Origin of the sequence: Comamonas testosteroni, assembly GCF_030505195.1 — a bacterium.
GTDB lineage: Bacteria > Pseudomonadota > Gammaproteobacteria > Burkholderiales > Burkholderiaceae_C > Comamonas > Comamonas testosteroni_G.
The window spans coordinates 3188855-3212865 of record NZ_CP129672.1; the positions used below are offsets into that span (position 1 = coordinate 3188855).

Below are 24011 nucleotides of genomic sequence, written 5' to 3' on the forward strand. Positions count from 1 at the left end.
ATTAATAGAAAGAGCGCGCCTGGCGGGGTCTAAAAATCATTCCACAACCCTCTACATCACCCTCAAGGAGACAAACGATGGATCGTCGTCAATTCCTGGCTGCCGTGGCAGCCAGCTCGGCTGCTGCCGCATCCCCCTTCGCCATGGCGCAGGACTGGCCCGCCAACCCCGTGCGCTGGGTTGTGCCCTACCCACCCGGAGGCGGTACCGATGTGCTGGCCCGCACTGTGGCCGAGTCCATGCGCAAGACGCTGAACCAGACCATCGTGGTGGACAACCGTCCCGGCGCTTCGACCAATATCGGCGGCCAGCTCGTTGCTGCGGCCAAGCCTGATGGCTACACCATCATGTCGGCCGACAATGCCATCCTGGCGTTCAACGAGCACCTGTTCAGCAAGCTGCCTTTCAGCCCCGACAAGGATTTCACCTATGTGGGTGGCATCAGCCGCTTCCCCATGGCGCTGGTGGTCAACCCCGCGTTCGAAGCCAAGGATTTCAAGGAATTCCTGGCCTATGCCAAGGCCAACCCCGGCAAGCTCAACTACGCCTCCCCCGGCAATGGCTCGCCCCACCATCTGGCCATGGAGCTGTTCAAGAATCGCACTGGCACGAGTCTGACCCATATCCCTTACAAGGGCGCTGCGCCCGCGCTGGCCGATGTGATGGGCGGCCAGGTGCCCTGCATGTTCCTGGATCTGGCATCGGGCCTGCCGGTGATTCAGTCCGGCAAGGTGCGGGCTTTGGCCATAGGCACGGCCAAGCGCGTCCCCAATCTGCCCAATGTGCCCACGCTGGCCGAGCTGGGTCTCAAGGATTCCGAGGTCTATGCCTTCCAGGGCATTCTGGGTCCCAAGGGATTGCCGCCAGCCATCGTGCAGCGTCTCAATGCAGACCTGCAAAAAGCCCTCAAGGACCCCGACGTGGTCAAGCGCATGGCCGACTTCGGCATGGAAGCCCTGCCCGGCACGCCCGAGCAGTTCCACCAGCTGGCACGCACCGAAGCCAAGCGCTGGGGTGAGGTCATCAAGACGGCTGGCGTGAAGCTGGACTGATCGTCTTTCCTCTGAGCTACATGCGATCCTGAGCATGGCTTGAAGCCTTTGCGCAGACCTCGTCGGCTCATATCACCACGGCCCTGCCACCTTGAGTTGCAGGGCCGTTTCAGTAGGGCAGTACGCCGGGCAGCAGTGGGCGGCTGAGGCGCTCGCGCCACCATTGCTGGGCCCGGCCGCGGGCATCGCTGCGCCAGGCCAGCCAGAAGGTTTCGGGCGGACGAGGTTCCTCCACCGCCAGCTCCACCAGCACCCCGGTCTCCAGTTCCACACGCACGCAGGCGCGCGGCACAAAGCCGTGGCCCAGCCCGGCAGCCTGGCATTCGATCTTGGCCTGCATGCTCGGCACGGTGATGCGGCGCTGGCCGGTGAGCAGGCCCACGGTGCGGTCGGTCAGCGAGCGCGCGCCGTCCCCCACCACCACGGCGGTGTGTTCCAGCAGGTCGCTGCGCGCCAGTGGCCGACCCAATCGCGCCAGCGGGTGGCTGGCCGTCACGCAGAAGACGAAATCGAGCTGGCCCACGGCCACCGCCTTGTGGCCGCCGCCGGCCGGGCCTTCTCCTGCCGCCACGATCAGGTCGGCCCGGCCTTCGCGCAGGGCTTCCCAGGTGCCGGTCAGCGTCTCGCTGCCGATGCGCAGGCGCGTGCCGCTGTTCAGCGCCTCGAAGGCCTGAATGTCGGCGCCGAAGGCGCTGGTGGGGATCAGCGAGTCATGCACCAGGCGCACCTCGGTCTCGAAGCCTGTGGCGATCTGGCGCAGCCGCGATTCGAGCTGACGCGCGGCTGCCAGCAGCCAGCGCCCTTCCTTGAGCAGTTCCTCGCCCGCTGGCGTGAGGCTTACGCGCGGGCCGTTGCGAACGAAAAGGTTCAGGCCCAGTTGCTCCTCGAGTTTGGATACGGCATAGGAGATGGTTGATGGCACTTTGTGCAGCCGTTCGGCTGCGCTGGCGAAAGAACCATAACGCGCGATGGCATCCACGAGTTCAATGGCTTCCAGAGAGAGTTTGAGCATGGTGATGTGCGTAAAAAACAATCATCGAAATTTTCGATGATTAAAGCATTTTTCTTTCAATATTTGACCTTTGTTGGCCGCCGATACTTCATCCATCGCAACACGAAACGCAGCGAAACAAGGCAAACATGCCTGCAGCAGGAAGTGTGAAACCGATCGATTTTTTTGGAGATGAAAATGCTTGAAGTTCGCCAATCCAACCACCGCGGTCGCGCCAACCATGGCTGGCTGCAATCGCGCCACACCTTCTCCTTCGGCCACTACCGCGACGCCAATCAGCAAGGCTTTTCGGATCTGCTGGTCATCAATGACGACCATGTGTCCCCCGGTCAGGGCTTCGGCACCCACGGTCACCGCGACATGGAAATCTTCTCCTATGTGCTCGACGGCGCCCTGGAGCACAAGGACTCCATGGGCACGGGCTCGGTGATCCGTCCCGGCGACGTGCAGATGATGAGCGCCGGCACCGGCGTGGAGCACAGCGAGTTCAACCACTCGGCCCAGGATTCCGTGCACTTTCTGCAGATCTGGATCGTGCCCGCCGAACGCGGCGCTGCTCCACGCTATCAGCAGGTTCATGTGGACGATGCCGACAAGCGCGGCCGCCTGCGCCTGATCATCGCCCCCGAAGGCGCAGACGGCACCCTGGCCGTGCGCCAGGACGCCCGGGTTTATACCGGCCTGTTCGACGGCGAAGAGTCTGCCGAACTCGATGTGGGCTCCAACCGCCATGTCTATGTGCATGTGGCCCGCGGCAGCCTCAGCGTGAACGGAGAGCGCCTGTCCGAAGGCGACGGTGCCCGCATCCGCAACGCCGGGGCCCTGCGCTTCGATCACGGCGAAGGCGCCGAGGTGCTGGTCTTTGACCTGCGCCCCCGTGAACTGCCCACCTTGTAAGCAACAGTTTTCGTACCCCGGTTTTCATTCGGCTTTCTTGTTTCCCTGCAGCCTCTCGCTCACCTTTTACCCAGGAGTTTCACCATGTCCAACGCCAACGCTTCCATCGCCCGTCCCGTCGCCGTCGCCAAGCCAGGTGCCAAGCTGCTCAACCCCCATGACCACACACTGATCATGATCGACTTCCAGTCGCAGATGGCCTTTGCCACGCACTCCATCGATCCCGTGCAGCTGCGCTCCAATGCTGCCCTGGTCGCTTCGGCCGCAGCAGGCTTCGGTGCCTCCACCATCCTGACCACGGTGGCCGAAAAAAGCTTCTCCGGCCCCATGTTCGAGGAAGTGACCGCGCCTTTCCCCGGCCAGACCCTGCTGGACCGCACCTCGATGAACACCTGGGAAGACGAGGCAGTCATTAAGAAGGTCAACGAGATCGGCAAGCCCCGCATCGTGCTGGCCGGCCTTTGGACCAGCGTATGCATCGTCGGACCGGCCCTGTCGGCTCTGGACCAGGGTTTTGAGGTCTTTGTGATCGCCGATGCCTGTGGCGACATTTCGACAGAAGCGCACAACCGCGCCATGGACCGCATGGTGCAGGCCGGTGCCCAGCCCATCACGTCCTTGCAATATCTGCTGGAAATGCAGCGTGACTGGGCCCGCACCGAGACCTATGACATGACCACGGGCATCGCCAAGAAGCTGGGTGGCGGCTACGGCATCGGCATCACCTACGCCAAGACCATGTTCGGCGCCCACGAAGGCTAAAAAGAGCACATCATCTTTCCCCAGCGCAGACCGATCTCGCACCTGTGGTTCTCCCCGTACCCATGTACGGCTAGGTTCTCCATGTGACCTTGGTCTGCTCGCCAAGAAATCTGGCGCACTCTTCGCGCCGCTGAACCAATGGAGACCTCCATGACCCAGCCCTCCACCCCCGATCTGATCCTGTTCAACGGCCGTTTCACCACGCTGGACCGCAGCAAGCCCACAGCCACGGCCGTGGCAGTAAGCCAGGGGCGCTTCAGCGCCGTCGGCAGCGACCGCGAAGTCCTGCCCCTGGCCGGCCCGCAGACCCAACGCATCGATCTGGGCGGACGCAGTGCGCTGCCGGGCCTGATCGACAACCACCTGCATCTGATCCGCGGTGGTCTGAACTTCAACATGGAGCTGCGCTGGGACGGCGTGAAGAGCCTGGCCGATGCCATGGCCATGCTCAAGGCCCAGGTGGATGTGACTCCTGCGCCCCAGTGGGTGCGCGTGGTAGGCGGCTTCAGCGAGCACCAGTTTGTGGAAAAGCGTCTGCCCACGCTGGCCGAGCTGAACGCCGTGGCGCCCGATACCCCAGTCTTCATCCTGCATCTGTACGACCGTGCCCTGCTCAACGCCGCCGCCCTGCGCGCCGTGGGCTATACCAAAGACACGCCCGAGCCCCCCGGCGGCCAGATCCTGCGCGACAGCGCCGGTAACCCCACGGGCCTGCTGCTGGCCAAACCCAATGCATCCATCCTGTACGCCACACTGGCCAAGGGCCCCCAACTGCCGCGCGACTACCAGGTCAACTCGACACGCCACTTCATGCGCGAGCTCAACCGCCTGGGTGTGACCGGCGCCATTGACGCGGGCGGTGGCATGCAGAACTATCCCGACGACTACGGCGTGATCCAGGAGCTGGCCGATGCCGATCAGCTCACCATCCGTCTGGCCTACAACCTGTTCACGCAAAAGCCCCAGGAAGAGAAGGACGACTTTCTGCGCTGGACCGCCACCTCGCAGTACAAGCAGGGCACGGACTACTTCCGCCACAACGGTGCAGGCGAAATGCTGGTGTTCTCGGCAGCCGACTTCGAGGACTTCCGCCAGCCCCAGCCCGAGCTGGCCCCCGGCATGGAAGGCGAGCTCGAAGAAGTGGTACGTATCCTGGCCCAGAACCGCTGGCCCTGGCGCATGCACGCCACCTACGACGAGACCATCGACCGCGCCCTCAATGTGTTCGAGAAGGTCAATGAAGACATTCCCCTGGCCGGCCTGAACTGGTTCTTCGACCACGCCGAAACCATTTCCGAGAAGTCCATCGACCGCATCGCGGCCCTGGGCGGCGGTGTGGCCGTGCAGCACCGTATGGCCTACCAGGGAGAGTATTTTGTCGAGCGCTACGGCGCCGCTGCGGCCGAAGCCACGCCGCCTGTCAAGCGCATGCTGGAAAAAGGTGTCAACGTGTCAGCCGGCACCGATGCCACCCGCGTCGCCAGCTACAACCCCTGGGTTTCGCTGTCCTGGCTGATCACGGGCAAGACCGTTGGCGGTCTGCAGCTCACGCCCCAGCGCAACTGCCTGAGCCGCGACCAGGCGCTGCGCATGTGGACCGAAAACGTGACCTGGTTCAGCAATGAAGAGGGCAAGAAAGGCCGTATCCAGGTGGGCCAGCTGGCCGACCTCATCGTGCCCGACCGCGACTTCTTCGCCTGCCCCGAGTCCGACATCGCCGACACCTCGGCCCTGCTCACCGTGGTGGGTGGCAAGGTGGTCTACGGCGTCGGTGCCTTCGCCGACTTCGACGAATCGGCCCCGCCCCTGGCAATGCCTGACTGGTCCCCCGTGCGCACCTTCAAGGGCTATGGCGCCTGGGGTGTGCAGGAAGGTGCACCGCTGCAGTCCGTGATGCGCAACGCGGCAGCCAACTGCGGCTGCGCCAGCAACTGCAGCATGCACGGCCACGCCCATGCCACGGCCTGGAGCAGCAAGCTGCCCGTGGCCGATCTCAAGGGCTTCTGGGGCGCGCTGGGCTGCGCCTGCTGGGCGGTGTGATATGGGTGCGCTGCACGCTGCTGCCACCGCCCCCTGGGTGCAGTCGCTGGCCCTGCTGTGCCTGTGTGCGGCCTACCTGCAAGGTGGCTGGTACAAGTCCCTGAATTTCCGCGGGGCAGTGGCCGAGGTGAAGGCCCTGGGCCTGACTCCGGCTGCTCCCATTGCAGCGGCCGTCCTGGTGCTGCAGCTAGCGGCCTCGGCCCTGATCCTCACGGGCTGGTACCGCTGGCTGGGTGCGCTGGCCCTCGCAGGTTTCACGGTGCTGGCGGCCTTGCTGGCCGACCGTTTCTGGGTAGCGCCGCAGGCCGAGCGCCAGCGTGCTGCCAACGCATTTTTTGAACACTGGGGCCTGGTCGGCGGCATGTTGCTCGTCGCCTGGCACGATCTCGGAGGCTCCCATGCCGGATAACCCAAAAGCAGCCTCGGGCAGCTTTGCGCCCCTGGCCATTCCCGTCTTTGCAGTGCTGTGGGCCGCCACGGTGCTGGGCAATATCGGCAGCTTCATGCGCGATGTGGCCAGCGCCTGGATGGTGACCGAGCTCTCGTCCAGCCCAACGGCCGTGGCTCTGATTCAGACGGCGGCCACGCTGCCGGTCTTCCTGCTGGCCATCCCGGCCGGCGTGCTGTCCGACATCCTGGACCGCCGTCGTTTCCTCATCGGCGTGCAGGTGCTGCTGGGAGCCGTGAGCGGTACGCTGCTGGTGCTGGCCCAGAGCAACACCCTCACGGTGGAATACCTGGTGGCCCTGACCTTTGTCGGCGGCATCGGTGCCGCCCTCATGGGCCCGACCTGGCAGTCCATCGTGCCCGAGCTGGTGCCGCGCAGCGAACTCAAGAGCGCCGTTGCGCTGAACTCCCTGGGCATCAACATCGCGCGTGCCATCGGCCCGGCCGCCGGTGGTCTGCTGCTGGCCAGCTTCGGCGCTGCGGCGGCCTACGGTCTGGACGTGCTCAGTTATGTGTTCGTGATCGCCGCCCTCGTCTGGTGGAAACGCCCCAAGGCCGAGGCCTCGGCGCTCAACGAGCAGTTCTTCGGCGCCTTCCGGGCCGGCGTGCGCTATGCCCGTGCCAGTCGCGAGCTGCATGTGGTGCTGCTGCGCGCTGCGGTCTTTTTCCTGTTCGCCAGCTCGGTCTGGGCCCTGCTGCCCCTGGTGGCGCGCCGCATGCTGGGCGGCACGGCCGGTTTCTACGGTGTGATGCTGGGCGCCGTCGGTGCCGGTGCCATCCTGGGCGCCGTGCTGCTGCCCAAGCTGCGCAAGCGCCTCGACACCGACGGTCTGGTGCTGTTGGCTTCTGTGGTGACGGCCTTGGTCATGGGCGTCCTGACCCTGGCGCCGCCCCAGTGGGCTGCCGTGGCGCTGATGCTGGTGCTGGGTCTGGGCTGGATTGTCGCGCTGACCACGCTCAACGGCGTGGCCCAGGCGGTGCTGCCCAACTGGGTGCGCGGCCGAGGTCTCGCCATCTACCTCATGGTGTTCAACGGCGCCATGGCCCTGGGCAGCCTGGGCTGGGGCCTGATAGCTGGCCAGTTGGGCCTGCCGGTCACGCTGCTGATCGGAGCCGTGGGCCTGGTGCTGGTGTCCCTGGTCTTCCACCGCGTCAAGTTGCCTGGCGGCGAAGCCGATCTGCAGCCGTCCAACCACTGGCCCGAGCCCCTTCTGGCAGAACCCGTGGCCCACGACCGTGGCCCGGTCATGATTCAGATCGAGTACCGGATTGCGCATCAAGACCTGGCCGCCTTTTCCCAGGCCATGCAGCAAGTGGCCGAGGAGCGCCGTCGCGATGGGGCTTATGCCTGGGGCGTGGCCGAGCACACCGGCGAGCCGGGCCGGGTGATCGAGTGGTTCCTGGTCGAGTCCTGGGCCGAGCACCTGCGACAGCACGGTCGCGTGTCCAAGGCCGACGCCGATCTGCAGGCCGCTGCTTTGCGCTACCACCAGGGGCCGGACAAGCCCGTGGTCCACCACTTCCTGGCGCTTGATGCGCGCAGCGCCCAGCAGGAAACGGATTCCCCTGCCCACTGAGCGTCTCTGAAGCCGGCATTCATCGCTGACGCAGCAGGCGATGAATGCAAGGCAGGTGCGTTACTTACTTGACCGGTTTGGCGGCGCGCACGGCCACTACCTCGATTTCCACATACCAGGCCGGGTTGGCCAGGGCTGCAATCTGGAAGGCTGAACGTGCGGGAAGGTTGGGCTGGGCAGCCGTTCCAAAGAACTGGGTGTAGCCACGCATGAAGCCGGCAAAGTCCATCTTGTTGCCCTTGGCGGGATCGGCCACAAGGAAGACCTGCATCTTCACCACATCGCTCATGCCGAGATTCATGCTCTTGAGTTGCTCTTCCAGGCCTTTGAGGATGGCGACGGTCTGGCCCTCGGTATCTCCGCCGTAGGCAGCAGGATCAGTGGCGGGCCTGGATTTGTCCACTACGGGCGGCACCTTGCCCGAGAGGTAGACAGTGCGGGCGTCGGTGGGGATTTCCACGGCTGCGGCGATGGGGAAGGTCGAGCCCGGTGTCCTGTAACGCAGGACATCGCCACTGCCGGAGGTGGTGGCAGCGCAGCCGGTGAGCAGGACTGCCGTACCCAGAAGGGCGGCGGTAGCGGCGGTCTTGAAGATGGATGGAACGTTCATGTGATCTCCTGAATGGATTTATGGGGTGACGCGAAAGGGTTTGACGTCGGCGGCAGACAGCTTGTCCGCGTACTGATTGCCGAAGTTGCTGCGCACATAGTTCACGACGTCGGCAATCTGCTCATCGGACAGCTTGCTGGCAAAGGACGGCATGCCGTGCAGGCCGTTCATGACAACAGAGGCCGGGTAGGCAGCCGCTGCCAGCTTGGGGTTGGAGGCCAGCGCCGGGTAGAAGCCCGCGCCCTTGGCACCTTCGCCCTTGACCATGTGGCACCCCTGGCAGATGGCCTGGTACAGGGTCTCTCCGCCGCTCTGGCTGAAGCGTGGGCGGACCGCAGAGAAGTTCTGCATCAGCGCCTGGGTATCAGCGGGCGAGATGGAAAGAACGGCGGCAGATTGCAGCGTCTGCAGGTTTTTTACATCCTGGGTTTTCATGCCCTGTGATTGGGCCAGGACGGCGCCGGAGAGACCCAGGGCCAGGGCGCAAGCGGCGCAAAGACGGTGCAATGTGTGCATGGTGAAGTTCCTTGTGGCAGACATGAGCGATCAGAGGCTGGAGGCCTTGGCGTGCAGACGCTGGATGGCGTCCAGCGAGGACAGCACGGCACCTTCCTGCCAGGCGGGGATGTACGAGACATGCTCGCCCGCGAGCACCAGGCGACCGTCGATCTGGGCCAGATCCTTGTAGTGCTGCTCGCGCAGCGCATCGGTCCAGTTGCCGAAGCAGCCGTTGATCCAGGGCATGCGATGCCAGGCCACTGACACTCCGTTGAGGAACTCCTGCTTGTACTGCGGATGGATCTGCGCGCCATACTCCAGCGCAAGACGAACGCGCTCGGCCGGCTTGAGCGAGGAGAAGCGGTAGCTGTTGGAGTTCTCGAATGCATAGGCGCCCAGCAGCACGGCGGGGCCGGTGCCCATATAGCCGGTGGAGGGGTAGGAGATCTGCTGGATCGGCAGATCGGTGTAGCTGATGCCGCCGTAGATGCGCTCGTCCTCTTCCCAGAAGCGACGCTTGAACTCCAGTCCGACCTTCATGGAGCTACCGTAGGGCACGGCAGCAATCGCGTTCTGCATGGCGCTGCCGGCCTGCACTTCGATCTGGCTCAGGATGGACAGCGGAATCGTGCACACGCACCAGTCGGCGCGGGCCTGCAGCGTGGCACCGGGCTTGAGGGCGTCCACATAGTCCACGGTTACGCCCTTGTCGTTCTGGGCGATCCTGGTGACCTTGGCGTTGTAACGGATGGCAGAGCCCAGATCGCGCGCCATGGCCTGGGCCAGCATGTCCATGCCGCCTTCGGGTTGGAAGATGGCGCTGTGGAATTCGTAGATATTGCCCACGCCCATCTGGCGCCACAAATTGGATTCGAGCAGCTCGTGCAGGCCCATGGGCGTTGAAGGTTTAGCCAGCGCCATCATGCCGCCGCCGGGGTCGATGTCGTAGCCACGGAAATCGCTGACCGCATTGCTGGCACGGTAGCGGTACTCCTTGTCCAGCACGCCCCAGGCCTTGAGGCTCTCCAGCAGGCGTTCCTTGTCTTCCCGGCTGACGTTCTGGTCCAGTGCGCCCTGATTGGTAGCCTTTGACAGCAGCTCGGCCACATGGCCGTAGACATCGGTTTGCACATGGCGAAAGCGCTGAGGCTTGCCAGCCAGGGCTTTGCTGTTGTGCAGATATGCGTTGTAGTTGACTTGGTTGAAGGCTTCGAGCTTGATGCCGAAGCGCTTGTAGTAATCCAGCATCGCATGGTGGTGGTAGGGCACGCGCCAGGGGCCGGGGTTGAAGTAGTTGCCCTTGGCAAAGCCCACTTTCTGGCGCGTGCCGTCGAGTTCGCTGAATTCATCACCGCCGCGCAGCGTCCAGCAGCGGCCTCCGGCGCGGCTCTGGTATTCAAGCAACTGCACCTTGTAGCCGGCCGCACGCAACTCGTGGGCTGCCACCATGCCTGCCAGGCCAGCGCCCAGCACCAGAACCGATGCACCAGGTCTGGCGTTGCCGAGCCTGACCGGACCGCTGTAATGCGATTCGGCAGCATATCCCAGTGAACTCATGGCTTGATACATGGCACTGCCGCCCGCGACCTTTCCGATCATCGAGAGCAGTTGTCTGCGACTGACATGCTTGCTTGGCTCTGGCATCTGAAATTCCTTTGCTGTTGTGTATTCCGCTGTCCATCCGGGGCTGCGGGGCAAGGGTTTTCAGCAAGAGCTGTGCCAGGGCAGGGGGCTCAAGGCTTTAGTTCAATGAAATCAGTCACTTGTTATGTAATTCAGATCGATCTGCGTTCAATCCTCTTGAAACGTATGGTGCATGCTCACTAATTTGAAGCATCAATGGCCAAATTGGTGCAGAGGAGTCACACAATGATCTGAAAAAAAGCGTATCTGCTGTGACAGCGGATACGCCTTGAGAGGGTGCCTGAACTACGCTGCTGCCGGGTTCAGAGTTCGCTGGGAGGCTCGCTGGCCTCACTGACCATGACACGATTGCGTCCACCTCGCTTGGCTGCGTAGAGCATGGCATCGGCCTGCTGGAAGACGGCCTTGATATCGGGATCGCTGTCGGGCCAGTGGGCCACGCCCAGCGAGATCGTGATATGGCCCACTGGCGGCATCTCTATCTTCTCGACCAACTGACGCAGACGCTCTGCGGCATGGGCGGCGGCCACCAGCGCCGTGCCGGGCAGCAGCAGCAGAAACTCCTCGCCACCCACGCGGCAAGGCAGGTCATCGACACGCGAGACCTCGCGCATGGTGCGCGCGAGCTGTTTGAGCACCTCGTCGCCTGTATCGTGGCCAAAGCCGTCGTTGATATGCTTGAAGTGATCGATGTCGATGGCAATCACCGAGAACGGCAGCGCTTGCGTCTGAAAGGCGCTGATAGCAGCCTCCAGATGGCGGCGATTGCCCAGGCCTGTCAGCGGATCGGTGTTCACATCCTCGCGCAGCTTGGTGATATTGCGCTGCAGCAGGCCCAGGCCCTTGAGCATGGCTTTCTTGAGCTCGTAGGACTCGAAATACCAGGACTTGACGGCCTGGATGTTCTGCGCCGTCTCGGGCTTGTCCATATCGTGCGCGCCGTTGGCGAGCTGGCGCAGCGGGCTGGCAATGCGGCGCGCGCTCCACCAGATGACCACCAGCATCAGCAGGGCGATGGGCAGGGTCTTGTAGAGCACGGAGCGCATCAGCTTGTTGAGCGGGGCCAGCGTGGCCGCCTTAGGACGCTGGGCCACAATGCCCCAGCCCGAGGCGTGGATGATGGCATAGCCGGCCAGCATTTCCACGCCCTTGCTGTTGACCACCGGCGCCGTACCCGACTCGCCCCGGATCACAGCGTTGATGACATCGTTGTTGATCACCTGATCGCCGATACGGTGGTTGTCGGGGTGATAGATGATGTGCTTGTTCCTGTCCACTACATAGACATAGGTGCCGTCCTGGTAGAAGTGCGAGCCCAGCAGGGTGTCGAGAATGCTGTCTTCCTTGAGGTAGATGCTGCCGCCTACCGCACCGAGGAACTCGCCCTGAGGACCAAAAATGGGCTGGGAGACAAAGACGATGTAGTTGCCGGCCGTGGACATATAGGGCTGGCTGATGACGGGCCCTCGAGTGCTCAATGTCTGTGCCACTCCGGCGCTTTGCAGCGTCTTACCCTTGATCTGCAGGGTTTCGGGCGATGTCGCCAGCACATAGCCCGTGGGGTCGATGATGGTGACGGAGTTGAAGCTCTTGGTTTGCAAGCGCAGACGTGTGGCCTCCCTGGCCAGATAGTCCATGTCATCCATGTGCGCGCCCATCAGATTGGCGCTGTATTCCAGCTGCTGTAGGGCGGATTGCAGAAAATCATCCGTGCTCTGCGCCAGCTTGGTCGCATAGGCGTGGTGGTCTTCGAGCGTGTTGTCTATCAGCTGCTGGCGCTGCACCAGATAGCCGGCATAGAAGGTGTTGAGAAACGGGATCAGCGCGCTGCAGATGGTCAGGGCCAGTATCAGTCGACGCAAATCAAGCCGCTCAGGCGCAAGCCGGCGGTGCCAGGGGAGAGATTTCTTCACAGATGATGTCGCGAGAGCAGGGCGGCTCTGCGCTGTACCTGTGTGCTCTGACAGGCTCAGACACCGGCCGCATATTCATTGAGTGTCTGCATTATGGTTGCTCGCGCCGTGGTCCTGCTCACGGTCAACCACAATGCAGCTGTGTCAGGCTGACAACTCCTTGAACTTTTCCACCTGTACTGCGCAGTCGTAGAAGCAGGGCGCTCGGCCAATATCGGTGAGCTGCTGATGTGTCAGCTCGTTCACATTCGTGCCGTTGGCTCCCTGCTTGCGCCACCAGATGCCCAGGCCCACCACCACGCCGGCGCGAGCGCGGCCGTTGATGGCGGCGTGGCAGACATGCTCGCCGCGCCGGTTGAAGACGCGCAGCTGGTCACCGTCGGCAATGCCGCGCGCAGTGGCGTCATCGGGGTGCATCTCCAGCAGCGGGCGCTCTTCCATGCGGGCTAGACTGGCCACATTGGCAAAGCTGCTGTTGAGAAAGTTGCGTGCGGGCGGCGAGATCATGGCTAGCGGGTAGACCGTCGTGGGCGGCTCGTAATTGGGCAGATAGTCGGGCAAGGTGTTGATGCCCAGCCGCGCCAGGGCGGGGTTGTCGAATTCGCATTTGCCCGATGGCGTGGCAAAGCCGCCTTCGGCAAACGGCGCATCGGGCAGCGGGATATGGGCAAAGCCCTGTTGCAGCAGCTCTTCAAAATCAATAGCTGTGTCCGAGACCGCTGTGCGGCATAGAGTTTCATCAGACTCAGCAAAACATGCTGCCGCAAAAGCGGAATCCAGCCTGGCCATATGCTTGGCCAGATCGCGAAAGATCTGCGCGTTGCTGCGCGCCTGACCCTGGGGCTCGATCGCGGGGCGATTCAGCAGCACATCGGTATGGCCGTAGCTGCCGTGGATGTCCCAATGCTCGAGCTGCGTGGTGGCGGGCAGCACATAGTCGGCATGGTCTGCGGTGTCGGTCAAGAAATGCTCAAGCACGACGGTGAACAGATCTTCGCGCGCAAAGCCCGCGGCCACCTTGGTTGACTCTGGCGCCACTGCCACGGGATTGCTGTTGTAGACCACGACGGCTTCCACCTTGGGGCCGAAGCTGGTATCGCCCTCATGCAGCAGCACATCGCCAATCTGGCTCATGTTCAGCGTGCGTGGGCGACGCTCACCCAGCAACTGCGGCATCTGAAGAGAAGCCCGCTTGAAAGGCGAGACCCCCGAGGCGGACAGCAGCAGCCCGCCAGCGCGGTGGCGCCAGGCGCCGACAAGAGCCGGCAAGCAGGCCACGGCGCGCACGGCATTGCCGCCGCCGCGCACTCGCTGCATACCGTAATTGAGGCGAATGGCGGCTGGTCTGGTCGTGCCGTAATCACGTGCCAGGGACTGAATCTGTTCCACGCTCAGACCACAGACACTGGCGGCGCGCTCGGGCGGCCATTGCAATGCTCTGGCCTTGAGTGCGTCCCAGCCCTGGGTGTGTTGGGCGATGTAGTCATGGTCCAGCCAGTCGTGCACGATCAGCTCGTGCATCAGCGCCAGAGCCAGTGCCGCATCGGTGCCGGGCAGCAGTTGCAGGTGCTCCTGGCATTTGTCGGCAGTCTCACTCTTGCGCGGGTCTATGCAGATCAGCTTGGCACCCTGGCGCTTGGCCTCCTGCGCATAGCGCCAGAAATGAAGATTGCTGGCAATGCTGTTGCTGCCCCAGATCAGGATCAGCTTGCTTTCGGCAAAGAACTCCACACGCATGCCCAGTTTGCCGCCATAGGTGGCAGTCAGCGCCTCGCTGCCGGCACTGGCGCAGATGGTGCGATCCAGCAGGCTGGAGCCCAACTGGTGAAAAAATCGCCGGTCCATGCTCTCACTCTGCACCAGTCCCATGGTGCCGGCATAGCTGTAGGGCAGTATGGCTTCGGGCGCGCGCTGGGCAATGCCGTGCAGGCGCTGGGCAATATCGCTCAGCGCTTCGTCCCAGCTCACGGGGGTGAAATGGCCGCTGCCTTTGGGGCCGCTGCGCTTGAGAGGCTGCAGCACTCGCCCGGCGTGGTAGGTGCGCTCGGTGTACTTGCTGACCTTGGCGCAGAGCACGCCGCCCGTGTGAGCGTGTTCTGCATTGCCTTGCACCTTGGTGGCGGTGCCATCGACCACCGTGGTGACCAGGGCGCAGGTGTCCGGGCAGTCATGCGGGCAGGCGCCGCGTACTTGAACGATATGAGGCATGTCGTGGGCTCGAAAAATCTGGGCCGGTTTGCGGCTGAAGACCGTTTTGTGGGCCTATTATGCGGCGCGCATCCATGTCAAAAAACCTGAGATGCAAGACCCCAGAAACGGGTCGATCCAGCCCGTACCAATGAGTAGCCCGTAGAAAGAGATCGAGAGCAATGCAGGACAAGCGAGTGGAGTGGAATCGTCGTCAATTCATGACTGCAGGTGCAGCTGTGGCAGCCGGGAGTTGGACCGGCGCCAGTTATGCCCAGGATTCGAGCGGACCCATTGTGCTCGGGCAGTCCTGTGCGCTGAGCGGCCCTTCAGCGCAGCTGGGTATACAGTTTGTGCAGGGTGCCAAGCTGTACTTCGATCAGCTCAACGCCCAGGGCGGCATTGGCCGCCGCCAGGTGGAGCTGCGCACGCTGGACGATGGCTATGAGCCAGAGCGCTGCGTGGCCAATACCCAGAAATTCATTGCCGACGATGTAATGGCCTTGTTCGGCTATCTGGGCACTTCCACCAGCATGGCCGCACTGCCTTTGCTGCAGAAAGCCAGGCTGCCGCTGATTGCTCCACTGACGGGCGGGGCCGGCCTGCGCGACCCCAAGCTGGCGCAGACGGTCTTCAATCTGCGTGCCTCCTATGCCGATGAAACCGCACTCATGGTCAGACAACTGGTTTCTTTGGGCCTCAAGAAGATCGCGGTGTTTCACCAGAACGACGCCTATGGCCAGTCAGGTCTTGAGGGGGTGATGCAGGCGCTGCAAGGCCATGGCCTCAAACCCGTGGGCACCGCGACGGTGGAGCGAAATTCCCAGGATGTGGCCAAGGCCGTCAAGACTTTGGTGCCGCTGGGTGCCGATGTCATCGTGCAGGTCGGCACCTATGCGGCCAGCGCTGCGTTTGTGCGAGCGGCACGCCAGGCAGGCTATGGCGGTCAGTTCTACAACGTGTCGTTCGTGGGCACTTCTGCACTGGCACAGGCCCTTGGCAAGGAGGCCGAGGGTGTGGTGGTCACCCAGGTCGTTCCCTCGCCCTTCAAGACCTCGCATCCCCTGGCGCGTGAATTTCAGGCCGCACTGCACAAAGGCGGTGCGTCCCTGCAGCCAGATTACTCCAGCATGGAAGGCTATCTGGCTGCCCGTGTCGTGAGCGAAGCGCTGAAATCTGCCTCTGCCGCAGGTCGCCTGCAGCGCGATGGCCTGGTGGCGGCGCTGGAGGCTATGAATGGCCAACAGGTTGCGGGCTTTCCTATCGCATTTCGTGCACAGGCGGGCAAGCCCCGTTTTGTGGAGCTGTCCATGCTCACGGGCGACGGAAAGGTCCGGGTGTGAGGCTTTGAGGTGCGCAGGGCGCAAGCTCTCTCGCTTTGGGCCATCATGGCATCTTTGCCATTGATGACCCCAAGGAGAGAGCGCATGGCCCTGCTGCCCGAACTTCAAGCAAGCGCCCCTGACATTGCCGCGCTGCGTCGCGATATCCACGCCCACCCCGAGCTGTGTTTCGAGGAAATACGGACCTCGGATCTGGTCGCGGCGAAGCTGGAGCAATGGGGCATCGCAATCCATCGCGGTCTGGGCAAGACCGGTGTGGTGGGCATCATCCAAGGCCGTGACGGCGGCAAGAGCGGTCGAGCCATCGGCCTGCGCGCTGATATGGATGCCTTGCCCATGCAGGAGTTCAACACCTTTGACCATGCCAGCCGCCATGCGGGCAAGATGCATGCCTGCGGTCACGACGGTCACACGGCCATGTTGCTGGCGGCGGCGCAATATCTGGCCGCACATCGTGACAGCTTCGAGGGCACGGTCTATACCATCTTCCAGCCTGCCGAGGAAGGCGGTGGCGGTGCTCGCGAGATGGTCAACGACGGACTGTTCGAGCAGTTCCCCATGCAGGCCGTGTTTGGTATGCACAACTGGCCGGGCATGAAGGCCGGCACCATGGCCGTGGGTGCAGGTCCTGCCATGGCATCCAGCAACGAATTCAGGATCGTGGTGCGCGGCAAGGGCGGCCACGCGGCCATGCCGCATATGGTGGTGGACCCGGTACCTGTGGCGGCCCAGCTAATCATGGCTTTCCAGACCATTGTCAGCCGTAACGTCAAGCCCATTGAGGCGGGCGTGGTGTCGGTCACCATGGTTCATGCCGGCGAGGCTACCAACGTCGTGCCGGACAGCGTGGAGCTGCAGGGTACGGTGCGTACCTTCACGCTGGAAGTGCTGGACCTCATCGAGCAGCGCATGCAGCAGATCAGCGAGGCTGTCTGTGCCGCGCATGGCACGCAATGCTCGTTCGAGTTCGTGCGCAACTACCCTCCCACCATCAACACTGCCCCCGAGGCCGAGTTTGCCCAGGCCGTGATGCGCGAGATTTTGGGCGATGCCGGTGTGGTGCCGCAAGAGCCATCCATGGGGGCCGAGGACTTTGCCTTCATGCTGCTGGAAAAGCCCGGTGCCTACTGCTTTATCGCCAACGGCGATGGTGATCATCGCGCCATGGGGCATGGCGGCGGTCCCTGCACCTTGCACAATCCCAGCTACGACTTCAACGATGCGCTGATTCCGCTGGGAGCGACCTTCTGGGTCAAGCTGGCCCAGCGCTGGCTGGCCCAGCCTACACGCGACTGAAGGCTTGGGCCCTGGGTGGAAGGTTTCTTTCACGCCAGACCTCGGGCGGGCAGCCAAAGAGCGTGCTGAACCAGCGTGTGAAGGCACTGTGGCTGTTGTAGCCCAGCATGGCGGCGATCTGGCCCACGGGGTAGCCAGGGTTGCGCACATAGCGCTGGGCGAGATCTGAGCGAACCTCCTGCAGCAGGTTGGTAAAGCTCAGACCTTCACTGTCAAGCTCGCGCTGCAGGGTCCGTACGCTGCGCCCCAGACCTTGGGCCACGCAGACGCAGGTTGCATTGCCCGAAGGCAGCATGAGGTAGATGGCCTTGCGCACCTGCTGGCCGATGGAGGCCTGACGGCCCTGCTGCGTGGTGTCCACCATGGTCTTGGCATAGCGCACCAGAACCGGATCCGCCAAGGGGTTGGAAGCATCCAGGTCCTCGGTGCGAAACACAATGCCGTTGAAGTCCGCATCAAACTCCACGCGGCAACGAAACATCTGCTTGTGCAGGCTGGTGTCGCCGGGCGCGGGGTGGCTGAAGCAGACCCGCAGCGGACGCCATTTCTCATGCAGCAGCATATTGCAGGTGCGAAACAGCACGCCGATTGCCAGCTCCATGGATTGCGGAAGCGCCTCAGGCAGGGTGAACTCTTCGCGCAGCACCACGACGCCATTGGCGTCGTCCATATGAAGGACCAGTGACTCATTGAGCATGTGCACATGTTCGATCAGCGTACTCAGCACCTTGCGCAAGGTAGGCTGGTGCAGCAACAAAAGGCTGACGACACCGAAGTTCGAGACCTGCCGCGATTGCGCCATGCGCAGGCCGAAGTTTTCGCAACCCGTGATGCTTGCAGCTTCTTCCAGCAAGCGCCCGGCCGTCATCGCATCAATCAGCTGGTCCTGTTCGCGCACCACGGCGGGTCGCAGCCCCGCGCGACGCAATGCCGCGTCGGGGTCTCCACCCAGCTCGCTGAAGAGTTCCGAGAAATTTGTCAGAGATGCCGCGCGCACAAAAGTGACCATGACTGCTCCATACATAGAGGCGTGGAAATTCTGGCATGAGATGCATAAGGTTCGGCATGAAATGCACAACCTATGTGACACAGGTTTTCTAAAGTGGACTTACCGGGCGGCAGAGACCTGCAACAAGCCCGGGTTCAAAAAAGGTAGGAGACAGGTATGCAGATAAACCCTCTGACCTGTGCCATAGGCGCGGAGTTGGTCGATGTGCAACTGGCGGATGCGCTGCGCGATGATGGGCTTTTCGCCGAGATCAAGACGGCCTTGCTCAAGCACAAGGTGCTGTTCTTGCGTCGCCAGAGTATCAGTCGTGCCGAGCATGTTGGCTTTGCCCGGCGCTTTGGCGAGCTGGAGGACCACCCGGTGGTCGGCAGCGACCCCGAGCATCCCGGCCTGGTGCAGATCTACAAGACGCCGGACAAGCCGCTGGACCGGTATGAAAACTCCTGGCATTGCGATGCGACCTGGCGCGAGGTACCGCCCATGGGCTGCGTGCTGCGCTGCGTCGAGTGTCCGCCGGTTGGCGGCGACACCATGTGGGCCAACATGGCGCTGGCCTATGAGATGCTTCCGTCTCATATCAAGGACGTGATAGCCCCGCTGCGGGCACGCCACAGCATTGAGTGCACCTTTGGCGCTGCCATGCCTGCGCAAAAGCGTCTGGCCCTCAAGGCGCAGTTTCCCGATGCGGAGCATCCGGTGGTACGAACACACCCGGAAACCGGTGAAAAAGTGCTGTTTGTCAGCGGCTTCACCACTCATTTCACGAACTTCCACACGCCCGCCAATGTGCGTGTGGGCCAGGACTTCACCCAGGGCTCATCCAGTCTGCTGCAGTTCTTGATCAGCCAGGCCGCGATCCCCGAGTACCAGGTCCGCTGGCGCTGGGAGCCCGGCAGCATCGCCATCTGGGACAACCGCGCGACACAGCATTACGCGGTGATGGATTACCCGCCCAGCCATCGAAAGATGGAGCGTGCCGGAATCATTGGCACACCGACTTTTTGAGCATCGGAAGAGACGCCCGTGGCAAGGCGCAGAAACTGGCCCTGCACGTGCCGTGCGATACAAGCACGGCTGTACGCGAGGATCAAAGTGCGGGAATGGCTTTCATATAACAACGGAGACACCATCATGAATTTTCTCGACGGTCACCTGGTTGCCGAAAATCAGCAGCCTCTCATCATCACTGCAGCTCCTTATGCGCCTTCGTGGCTGCCGGAGGACTTCCCTGGCGAAATTCCCGTCACGATGGAGGAGCAGATTCAAAAAGCCGTGGACTGCTACAACGCCGGTGCCCAGGTGCTGCACCTGCATGTACGTGAGCTCGACGGTCGCGGCAGCAAGCGGCTTTCCAAGTTCAACGAGCTGATTGCCGGCGTGCGTGCCCGCGTCCCGGACATGATCATCCAGGTGGGTGGGTCAATCAGCTTTGCCCCCGAAACCGATGGCGCGGCCGCCAAATGGCTGTCTGACGATACCCGCCACATGTTGGCCGAGCTGGACCCCAAGCCCGATCAGGTGACGGTGACCATCAATACCTCGCAGATGAATATTCTGGAGCAGTTCGATGCGCGGGATATCCAGGGCACTTCGATGGAGGACCCTGCGGTGTTCAATGCCTACAAGGAAATGACCGTTCCCGCACAGCCGGGCTGGGCCGAAGAGCATATACGCCGCCTGAGTGCGGCCGGCATTCAGAGTGCTTTCCAGTGCTACAACATCAACAGCTTCGAGTCGGTTGAGCGGCTGATGCGCCGCGGCATCTACAAAGGTCCGCTGGTGCTGAACTGGGTGGCCATCGGCGGCGGCATGGACCAGCCCAGCGTCTACAGCCTGGCCAATTTCGTGCGCGCCGTGCCAGACGGCGCGGTGCTCACGGTGGAGGCCTCGGTGCTGAATGTGCTGCCCATCAATCTCATGGGCATTGCCATGGGTCTGCATGTGCGCTGCGGCACCGAAGACAACCTGTGGAATCAGACCCGAACCCGAAAAATGGGCACGGTGGAGCAGATCGCGCAACTGGTGCGTATTGCCAAGGAATGCAGCCGCCCCATCGCCACTCCTGCCCAGGCGCGCGAGATCTGCCAGATCGGCGTGTTCTACGACACGGTGGAGGAGAGCCTGGCAAGGAACGGCTTTGCTCCGAATCGTAACGGTGCTCAGCAGGGTTTTCTGCGCAAAGTCGCCTGAGTCCAAAGGAGCGCACGATGCAACGCATTCCAGTCCTGCTGTCCATTGCGCTGGCTGCAGCTTTGCCAACTGGCAGCGCCTTCGCTTTTACCGACAAGCCTGTCAAGCTCATTGTTCCTGCCCCGCCCGGCGGCACGATCGATGTGTTTGCTCGCATCATCAGCGATCAGCTGGCGCATGAGCTCAAACAGCCTGTGATTGTGGAAAACCGCCCCGGTGCCGGCGGAGCAATGGCAGTGAAATACATGCTGTCCCAGCCCTCGGACGGCAATACCCTGCTGGTGACGGTGACCAATATCCTGACCGAGGTTCCGCATGTGCTCAAGGGGGGCTTTGATGCCATGAAGGATGTCAGACCCGTCTCGCAGATGGCACGCTCCGTCATGGTCTTCATTGCTTCGCCTCAGTTTCCGGCCAAGGATGCCAAGGAGGCTATTGTCTATGTGAAAGCCCATCCGGGTCAGCTGTCTTTTGCCTCCTACAGTCAGGGGACGGCATCGCAGTACGCCGGAGTGATCCTGAATCAGAAGGCCGGCCTGGATATGCAACATGTGCCGTTTCCAGGCTCTGCACCGGCACTGGCACAGATCATGGGCAATCAGGTTCCGCTGATGTTCGACGGCTCCGTGACTACCAAACCGCTGGTTCCAAGTGGCAAGGTCAAGCTGCTGGCCGTTGCTTACAAGAACCGCCTGCCCGATTTTCCCAATGTGCCGACGATGGGCGAGCTCGGTTATCCGGAGCTTGATTTCAGCAACTGGGCGGGTGTGTTTGCTTCGGCAAGGACGCCACAGCCGTTGCTGGAGAAGATCAATGCCTCGCTGCAAAAGGTCAACGCCAGCCAGGCGGTGCAGGCACGTTATGTGGCCACAGGCTTTGAGCCGATTCGCCAGGAGCGCACTCTGGAGCAGCTGTCTACCGATCTGCAGGCCGAATACCAGCGCAACGGTGAGATCGTCAAGAGTTTCGGCATCAAGCTGAACTGAGTCGGCTCGTCAATCGGCCCGGGCATGTCTGCGACTGAGATGCTCGGACTTTTGCTTTGCAGCGCTTGCTGCACCTTGCTGTGAACAATAGAGACAGGAGCATTTCATGACTCAGGCCATTCGCTTTTACGAGACTGGCGGTCCAGAAGTTCTGCGACTGGAAAACGTTGCCGTGGGATACCCTGGCCCAGGCCAGGCGCGTGTGCGGCATAGCTATATCGCGCTCAACTTCATCGATGTGTACTTCCGCTCCGGGCGTTATCCGCTGGCCTTGCCCAACGGGCTCGGCTCGGATGCCGTCGGTGTGGTCGAGGCCGTCGGAACGGGTGTGACGGATGTTCGGGTAGGTGACCGCGTTGGCTATCTGATCGGTCCGCAAGGCGCTTATGCACAGGCACGTGTGATGCCTGCAGAAGTGCTGATTCCGCTGCCCGACGGAATTTCAGACCGTACTGCAGCCACGCTCATGATGAAGGGCATGACGGCTCAGTATCTGTTTCGTCAGGTTTATCCGCTGCAGGGCGGTGAAACCATTCTCTACCACGCAGCTGCCGGAGGCGTAGGCCTGCTTGCCTGTCAGTGGGCCCGCGCCATGGGGGTCAACATGATTGGTACGGTCAGCACGGATGAGAAGGCCGAACTGGCCAGGGCGAACGGGTGCACACACACCATCGTGACTTCGCGCGAAAACATCGTCGAGCGAGTGAAGGAAATCACGGCAGGCAAGGGCGTTCCCGTGGTCTATGACTCGGTAGGCAAGGACACACTGATGGACTCGCTCGATTGCCTGCAGCCGCGTGGCTCGCTGGTCAGCAACGGAACCTCTTCCGGCTCCGTGGTGGTGGACTCGTCGCTGCTGGCCGCCAAGGGTTCGATCTGGATGACCCGGCCGGCCATGATGCATTACATCCAGCCTCGCCCACATATGCTGGAGATGGCTGCAGAGCTTTTCGAGCACGTGCTGGCAGGGCGCATTGTGAGCGAGCCGCAGCAGGAGTTCGCATTGGCCGATGCGGCACAAGCCCATCGTGCATTGGAAGCGCGCAAGACCGTGGGGGCCACGGTACTCGTGCCATGAGCTGCTGGGTGCAAATGTCGGGCGCGTAAAGCCATTGCGAAGATCTGTGCCGGCACCTTTTCCAAGGCGCCGGCTTTTTTCTGTCTGACATTGGCTATGTGACGGGGCGACATTCCTAGGGATTTCACCTTGGGAACATGGCACCAAATAAGCAATGAATGGCATCAACTGCACAAGAGCTGCAGCCTTCCTTTTCTAGAGTGATTTCGCGGATCAAGACCGCGAATTCATAACGAAAAGGAGACATGAAATGCCACGTATTTCACGCTACATCTGGAGTCTTTTTGCCTTGTTCGCCAGCAGTCTGGCCAGCGCTCAGTCATCTGTGACGCTGTTTGGTGTCATGGATGCAGGCGTCAGCCGCTACATGGTACGCAGCAATTCCTGGGATGGCTCCGGTCGCACGGCCAGCCAAGGTATCTGGGCGCTGTCACCATCGGGTAATCTGGCCAGCCGTCTGGGTGTTCGTGCCGTTGAAGATCTGGGGGCTGGAATGTCTGCCAATATGTGGCTGGAAGCGCCTGTGAGCAACGACACGGGCGGCGGCGCGCTGAACTTTGGGCGACGCTCCACCGTCAGCCTGGCGGGCAGCTGGGGCGAGCTGCGCCTTGGGCGCGATCACACGCCGTCGTTTCTGAATGACTGGGCTTTTGATCCCTATTCAGTCAACGGCGTGGGCGTCAATTTGCTGGCGGTGGTCAGCAGCAACCTGGCCATCAACCGTGCACTGAGCATGCAGACCAGCGGCACGCTGCCCGAACGCTTGCTGGGAAACGGTTTGTCGGCAGGCACGGACAATTATCTGCGCGCGAACAATTCCATCGGCTACCACCTTCCGACAGGGCCGGACGGACTTTATGGTCAGCTGATGTATGCCTTCCCGGAAAATGATGCCAGGCGCGGCAGCTATGCGGGAGGCCGCATAGGCTGGGCCAGCGGCCCCACCGATATTGCGCTGGGCTATGGCGAAAGCATGCTGGGAACTTTCAATGGCCGCAAGGAAACTATCAAGTCCCTGAACCTGGGAGGTTCGTACAACTTCGGTCCGGTCCGCGTGTTGGGCGAGTGGTCGCAGGTGCGCAATGCGCGCAGCGATGTGCGGGCCACAGACCGCTATGACGGGCTTTTGGCTGGTGTGCAAATCCCTGTCGGACTGCATCAGCTCAGGGCGTCGGTGGCCAGGGTGCAATTCAAAAATGGGCAGGGAACTGGCGACGCATCGGTGAACAAGCTGGCCTTGGGTTATGTGCATAACCTCTCCAAACGTACGGCGCTCTACACCACGGTGTCACGTATCAGCGCGAGTAATGGACATAACAATCCTGCGGTGATGGGTGTGACGCCGCTGGCCGTCAGCAGCCCGGTCATCATGCCGCAGCCGGCCTACAGCAACAGCCCCGGCATGCAGCCGCGCAGCGCATTGGGCTTTGATGCGGGTCTGCGCATGATGTTCTGAAGGCCGTCCGTTGC

At 62.3% G+C, this 24011-nt stretch carries 20 protein-coding genes; 13 read left to right on the top strand and 7 right to left on the bottom strand.

The window, feature by feature from the left end:
* Positions 1–77 precede the first annotated feature (77 nt).
* Positions 78–1052 carry a Bug family tripartite tricarboxylate transporter substrate binding protein gene (locus tag QYQ99_RS14700; RefSeq protein ID WP_302088847.1) on the top strand — a complete coding sequence of 325 codons (975 nt, stop codon included), beginning with the start codon at positions 78–80 and terminating at the stop codon, positions 1050–1052.
* 109 nt (positions 1053–1161) lie between these two features.
* On the opposite strand, the gene QYQ99_RS14705 is transcribed toward QYQ99_RS14700, so the two are convergent.
* Entirely contained in the window at positions 1162–2064 is a 903-nt protein-coding gene (locus QYQ99_RS14705) for a LysR family transcriptional regulator (RefSeq protein WP_302088848.1), read from the bottom strand.
* A gap of 177 nt (positions 2065–2241) precedes the next feature.
* Here QYQ99_RS14705 and QYQ99_RS14710 point away from each other — a divergent pair, with 177 nt between their 5' ends.
* The 5 genes from QYQ99_RS14710 (at position 2242) to QYQ99_RS14730 (ending at position 7787) form a co-directional block, all read left to right on the top strand.
* Entirely contained in the window at positions 2242–2961 is a 720-nt protein-coding gene (locus QYQ99_RS14710; protein ID WP_302088849.1) for a pirin family protein, read from the top strand.
* Positions 2962–3045: 84 nt separating this feature from the next.
* Positions 3046–3723 (top strand): isochorismatase family protein, encoded by a 678-nt coding sequence (locus QYQ99_RS14715; protein ID WP_302088850.1) that lies wholly within the window; start codon positions 3046–3048, stop codon positions 3721–3723.
* Positions 3724–3873: 150 nt separating this feature from the next.
* Positions 3874–5763: an amidohydrolase gene (locus QYQ99_RS14720; protein WP_302088851.1), complete on the top strand. Its 1890-nt coding sequence runs from the start codon at positions 3874–3876 to the stop codon at positions 5761–5763.
* A gap of 1 nt (position 5764) precedes the next feature.
* Positions 5765–6172 (top strand): DoxX family protein, encoded by a 408-nt coding sequence (locus tag QYQ99_RS14725; protein WP_302088852.1) that lies wholly within the window; start codon positions 5765–5767, stop codon positions 6170–6172.
* Positions 6162–7787 carry an MFS transporter gene (locus QYQ99_RS14730; RefSeq protein ID WP_302088853.1) on the top strand — a complete coding sequence of 542 codons (1626 nt, stop codon included), beginning with the start codon at positions 6162–6164 and terminating at the stop codon, positions 7785–7787. The genes QYQ99_RS14725 and QYQ99_RS14730 overlap by 11 nt, the downstream gene beginning before the upstream one ends.
* A 64-nt stretch (positions 7788–7851) precedes the next feature.
* On the opposite strand, the gene QYQ99_RS14735 is transcribed toward QYQ99_RS14730, so the two are convergent.
* The 5 genes from QYQ99_RS14735 to QYQ99_RS14755 form a co-directional block, all read right to left on the bottom strand.
* Positions 7852–8397, bottom strand: coding sequence for a RidA family protein (locus tag QYQ99_RS14735; protein WP_302088854.1), 546 nt, complete (start codon positions 8395–8397; stop codon positions 7852–7854).
* 18 nt (positions 8398–8415) lie between these two features.
* Positions 8416–8913 (bottom strand): c-type cytochrome, encoded by a 498-nt coding sequence (locus tag QYQ99_RS14740; RefSeq protein WP_302088855.1) that lies wholly within the window; start codon positions 8911–8913, stop codon positions 8416–8418.
* 30 nt (positions 8914–8943) lie between these two features.
* The gene (locus QYQ99_RS14745; protein WP_302088856.1) at positions 8944–10539 is read right to left on the bottom strand and encodes a flavin monoamine oxidase family protein; all 1596 of its coding nucleotides are present in this window, start codon (positions 10537–10539) and stop codon (positions 8944–8946) included.
* Positions 10540–10841: 302 nt separating this feature from the next.
* Positions 10842–12401, bottom strand: a complete 1560-nt coding sequence (locus QYQ99_RS14750) for a sensor domain-containing diguanylate cyclase (RefSeq protein ID WP_302088857.1) — start codon at positions 12399–12401, stop codon at positions 10842–10844.
* Positions 12402–12596: 195 nt separating this feature from the next.
* Positions 12597–14660: a molybdopterin-containing oxidoreductase family protein gene (locus tag QYQ99_RS14755; RefSeq protein ID WP_302088858.1), complete on the bottom strand. Its 2064-nt coding sequence runs from the start codon at positions 14658–14660 to the stop codon at positions 12597–12599.
* Positions 14661–14821: 161 nt separating this feature from the next.
* Here QYQ99_RS14755 and QYQ99_RS14760 point away from each other — a divergent pair, with 161 nt between their 5' ends.
* Together QYQ99_RS14760 and QYQ99_RS14765 are read left to right on the top strand one after the other, a co-directional pair.
* Positions 14822–15982, top strand: a complete 1161-nt coding sequence (locus QYQ99_RS14760; protein ID WP_302088859.1) for an ABC transporter substrate-binding protein — start codon at positions 14822–14824, stop codon at positions 15980–15982.
* A gap of 84 nt (positions 15983–16066) precedes the next feature.
* Positions 16067–17278 carry a M20 aminoacylase family protein gene (locus QYQ99_RS14765; protein ID WP_302088860.1) on the top strand — a complete coding sequence of 404 codons (1212 nt, stop codon included), beginning with the start codon at positions 16067–16069 and terminating at the stop codon, positions 17276–17278.
* Here QYQ99_RS14765 and QYQ99_RS14770 read toward each other — a convergent pair.
* A complete protein-coding gene (locus QYQ99_RS14770; protein ID WP_302088861.1) occupies positions 17265–18287 on the bottom strand; it encodes an AraC family transcriptional regulator in 1023 nt (340 codons plus the stop codon). The genes QYQ99_RS14765 and QYQ99_RS14770 overlap by 14 nt on opposite strands.
* 156 nt (positions 18288–18443) lie before the next feature.
* Here QYQ99_RS14770 and QYQ99_RS14775 point away from each other — a divergent pair, with 156 nt between their 5' ends.
* The 5 genes from QYQ99_RS14775 (at position 18444) to QYQ99_RS14795 (ending at position 23997) form a co-directional block, all read left to right on the top strand.
* Positions 18444–19292 (top strand): TauD/TfdA dioxygenase family protein, encoded by an 849-nt coding sequence (locus QYQ99_RS14775; RefSeq protein ID WP_012840018.1) that lies wholly within the window; start codon positions 18444–18446, stop codon positions 19290–19292.
* Between the two features lie 126 nt (positions 19293–19418).
* A complete protein-coding gene (locus tag QYQ99_RS14780) occupies positions 19419–20477 on the top strand; it encodes a 3-keto-5-aminohexanoate cleavage protein (protein WP_302088862.1) in 1059 nt (352 codons plus the stop codon).
* Between the two features lie 17 nt (positions 20478–20494).
* Positions 20495–21463, top strand: coding sequence for a Bug family tripartite tricarboxylate transporter substrate binding protein (locus tag QYQ99_RS14785; protein WP_302088863.1), 969 nt, complete (start codon positions 20495–20497; stop codon positions 21461–21463).
* Positions 21464–21569: 106 nt separating this feature from the next.
* Positions 21570–22541, top strand: a complete 972-nt coding sequence (locus tag QYQ99_RS14790; protein WP_302088864.1) for a quinone oxidoreductase family protein — start codon at positions 21570–21572, stop codon at positions 22539–22541.
* Positions 22542–22791: 250 nt separating this feature from the next.
* On the top strand, positions 22792–23997 hold the full coding sequence (locus tag QYQ99_RS14795) for a porin (protein WP_302088865.1): 1206 nt from the start codon (positions 22792–22794) through the stop codon (positions 23995–23997).
* Positions 23998–24011 lie beyond the last annotated feature (14 nt).

Excerpts from the sequence above, each read along its gene's own strand:
- QYQ99_RS14735 (WP_302088854.1), bottom strand. The coding sequence starts at position 8,397 with ATGAACGTTCCATCCATCTTCAAGACCGCCGCTACCGCCGCCCTTCTG.
- QYQ99_RS14755 (WP_302088858.1), bottom strand. The coding sequence starts at position 14,660 with ATGCCTCATATCGTTCAAGTACGCGGCGCCTGCCCGCATGACTGCCCG.
- QYQ99_RS14740 (WP_302088855.1), bottom strand. The coding sequence starts at position 8,913 with ATGCACACATTGCACCGTCTTTGCGCCGCTTGCGCCCTGGCCCTGGGT.
- QYQ99_RS14770 (WP_302088861.1), bottom strand. The coding sequence starts at position 18,287 with ATGGTCACTTTTGTGCGCGCGGCATCTCTGACAAATTTCTCGGAACTC.
- QYQ99_RS14775 (WP_012840018.1), top strand. The coding sequence starts at position 18,444 with ATGCAGATAAACCCTCTGACCTGTGCCATAGGCGCGGAGTTGGTCGAT.
- QYQ99_RS14760 (WP_302088859.1), top strand. The coding sequence starts at position 14,822 with ATGCAGGACAAGCGAGTGGAGTGGAATCGTCGTCAATTCATGACTGCA.
- QYQ99_RS14720 (WP_302088851.1), top strand. The coding sequence starts at position 3,874 with ATGACCCAGCCCTCCACCCCCGATCTGATCCTGTTCAACGGCCGTTTC.
- QYQ99_RS14715 (WP_302088850.1), top strand. The coding sequence starts at position 3,046 with ATGTCCAACGCCAACGCTTCCATCGCCCGTCCCGTCGCCGTCGCCAAG.
- QYQ99_RS14730 (WP_302088853.1), top strand. The coding sequence starts at position 6,162 with ATGCCGGATAACCCAAAAGCAGCCTCGGGCAGCTTTGCGCCCCTGGCC.
- QYQ99_RS14790 (WP_302088864.1), top strand. The coding sequence starts at position 21,570 with ATGACTCAGGCCATTCGCTTTTACGAGACTGGCGGTCCAGAAGTTCTG.
- QYQ99_RS14710 (WP_302088849.1), top strand. The coding sequence starts at position 2,242 with ATGCTTGAAGTTCGCCAATCCAACCACCGCGGTCGCGCCAACCATGGC.
- QYQ99_RS14795 (WP_302088865.1), top strand. The coding sequence starts at position 22,792 with ATGCCACGTATTTCACGCTACATCTGGAGTCTTTTTGCCTTGTTCGCC.
- QYQ99_RS14780 (WP_302088862.1), top strand. The coding sequence starts at position 19,419 with ATGAATTTTCTCGACGGTCACCTGGTTGCCGAAAATCAGCAGCCTCTC.
- QYQ99_RS14725 (WP_302088852.1), top strand. The coding sequence starts at position 5,765 with ATGGGTGCGCTGCACGCTGCTGCCACCGCCCCCTGGGTGCAGTCGCTG.
- QYQ99_RS14705 (WP_302088848.1), bottom strand. The coding sequence starts at position 2,064 with ATGCTCAAACTCTCTCTGGAAGCCATTGAACTCGTGGATGCCATCGCG.
- QYQ99_RS14785 (WP_302088863.1), top strand. The coding sequence starts at position 20,495 with ATGCAACGCATTCCAGTCCTGCTGTCCATTGCGCTGGCTGCAGCTTTG.
- QYQ99_RS14700 (WP_302088847.1), top strand. The coding sequence starts at position 78 with ATGGATCGTCGTCAATTCCTGGCTGCCGTGGCAGCCAGCTCGGCTGCT.
- QYQ99_RS14745 (WP_302088856.1), bottom strand. The coding sequence starts at position 10,539 with ATGCCAGAGCCAAGCAAGCATGTCAGTCGCAGACAACTGCTCTCGATG.
- QYQ99_RS14765 (WP_302088860.1), top strand. The coding sequence starts at position 16,067 with ATGGCCCTGCTGCCCGAACTTCAAGCAAGCGCCCCTGACATTGCCGCG.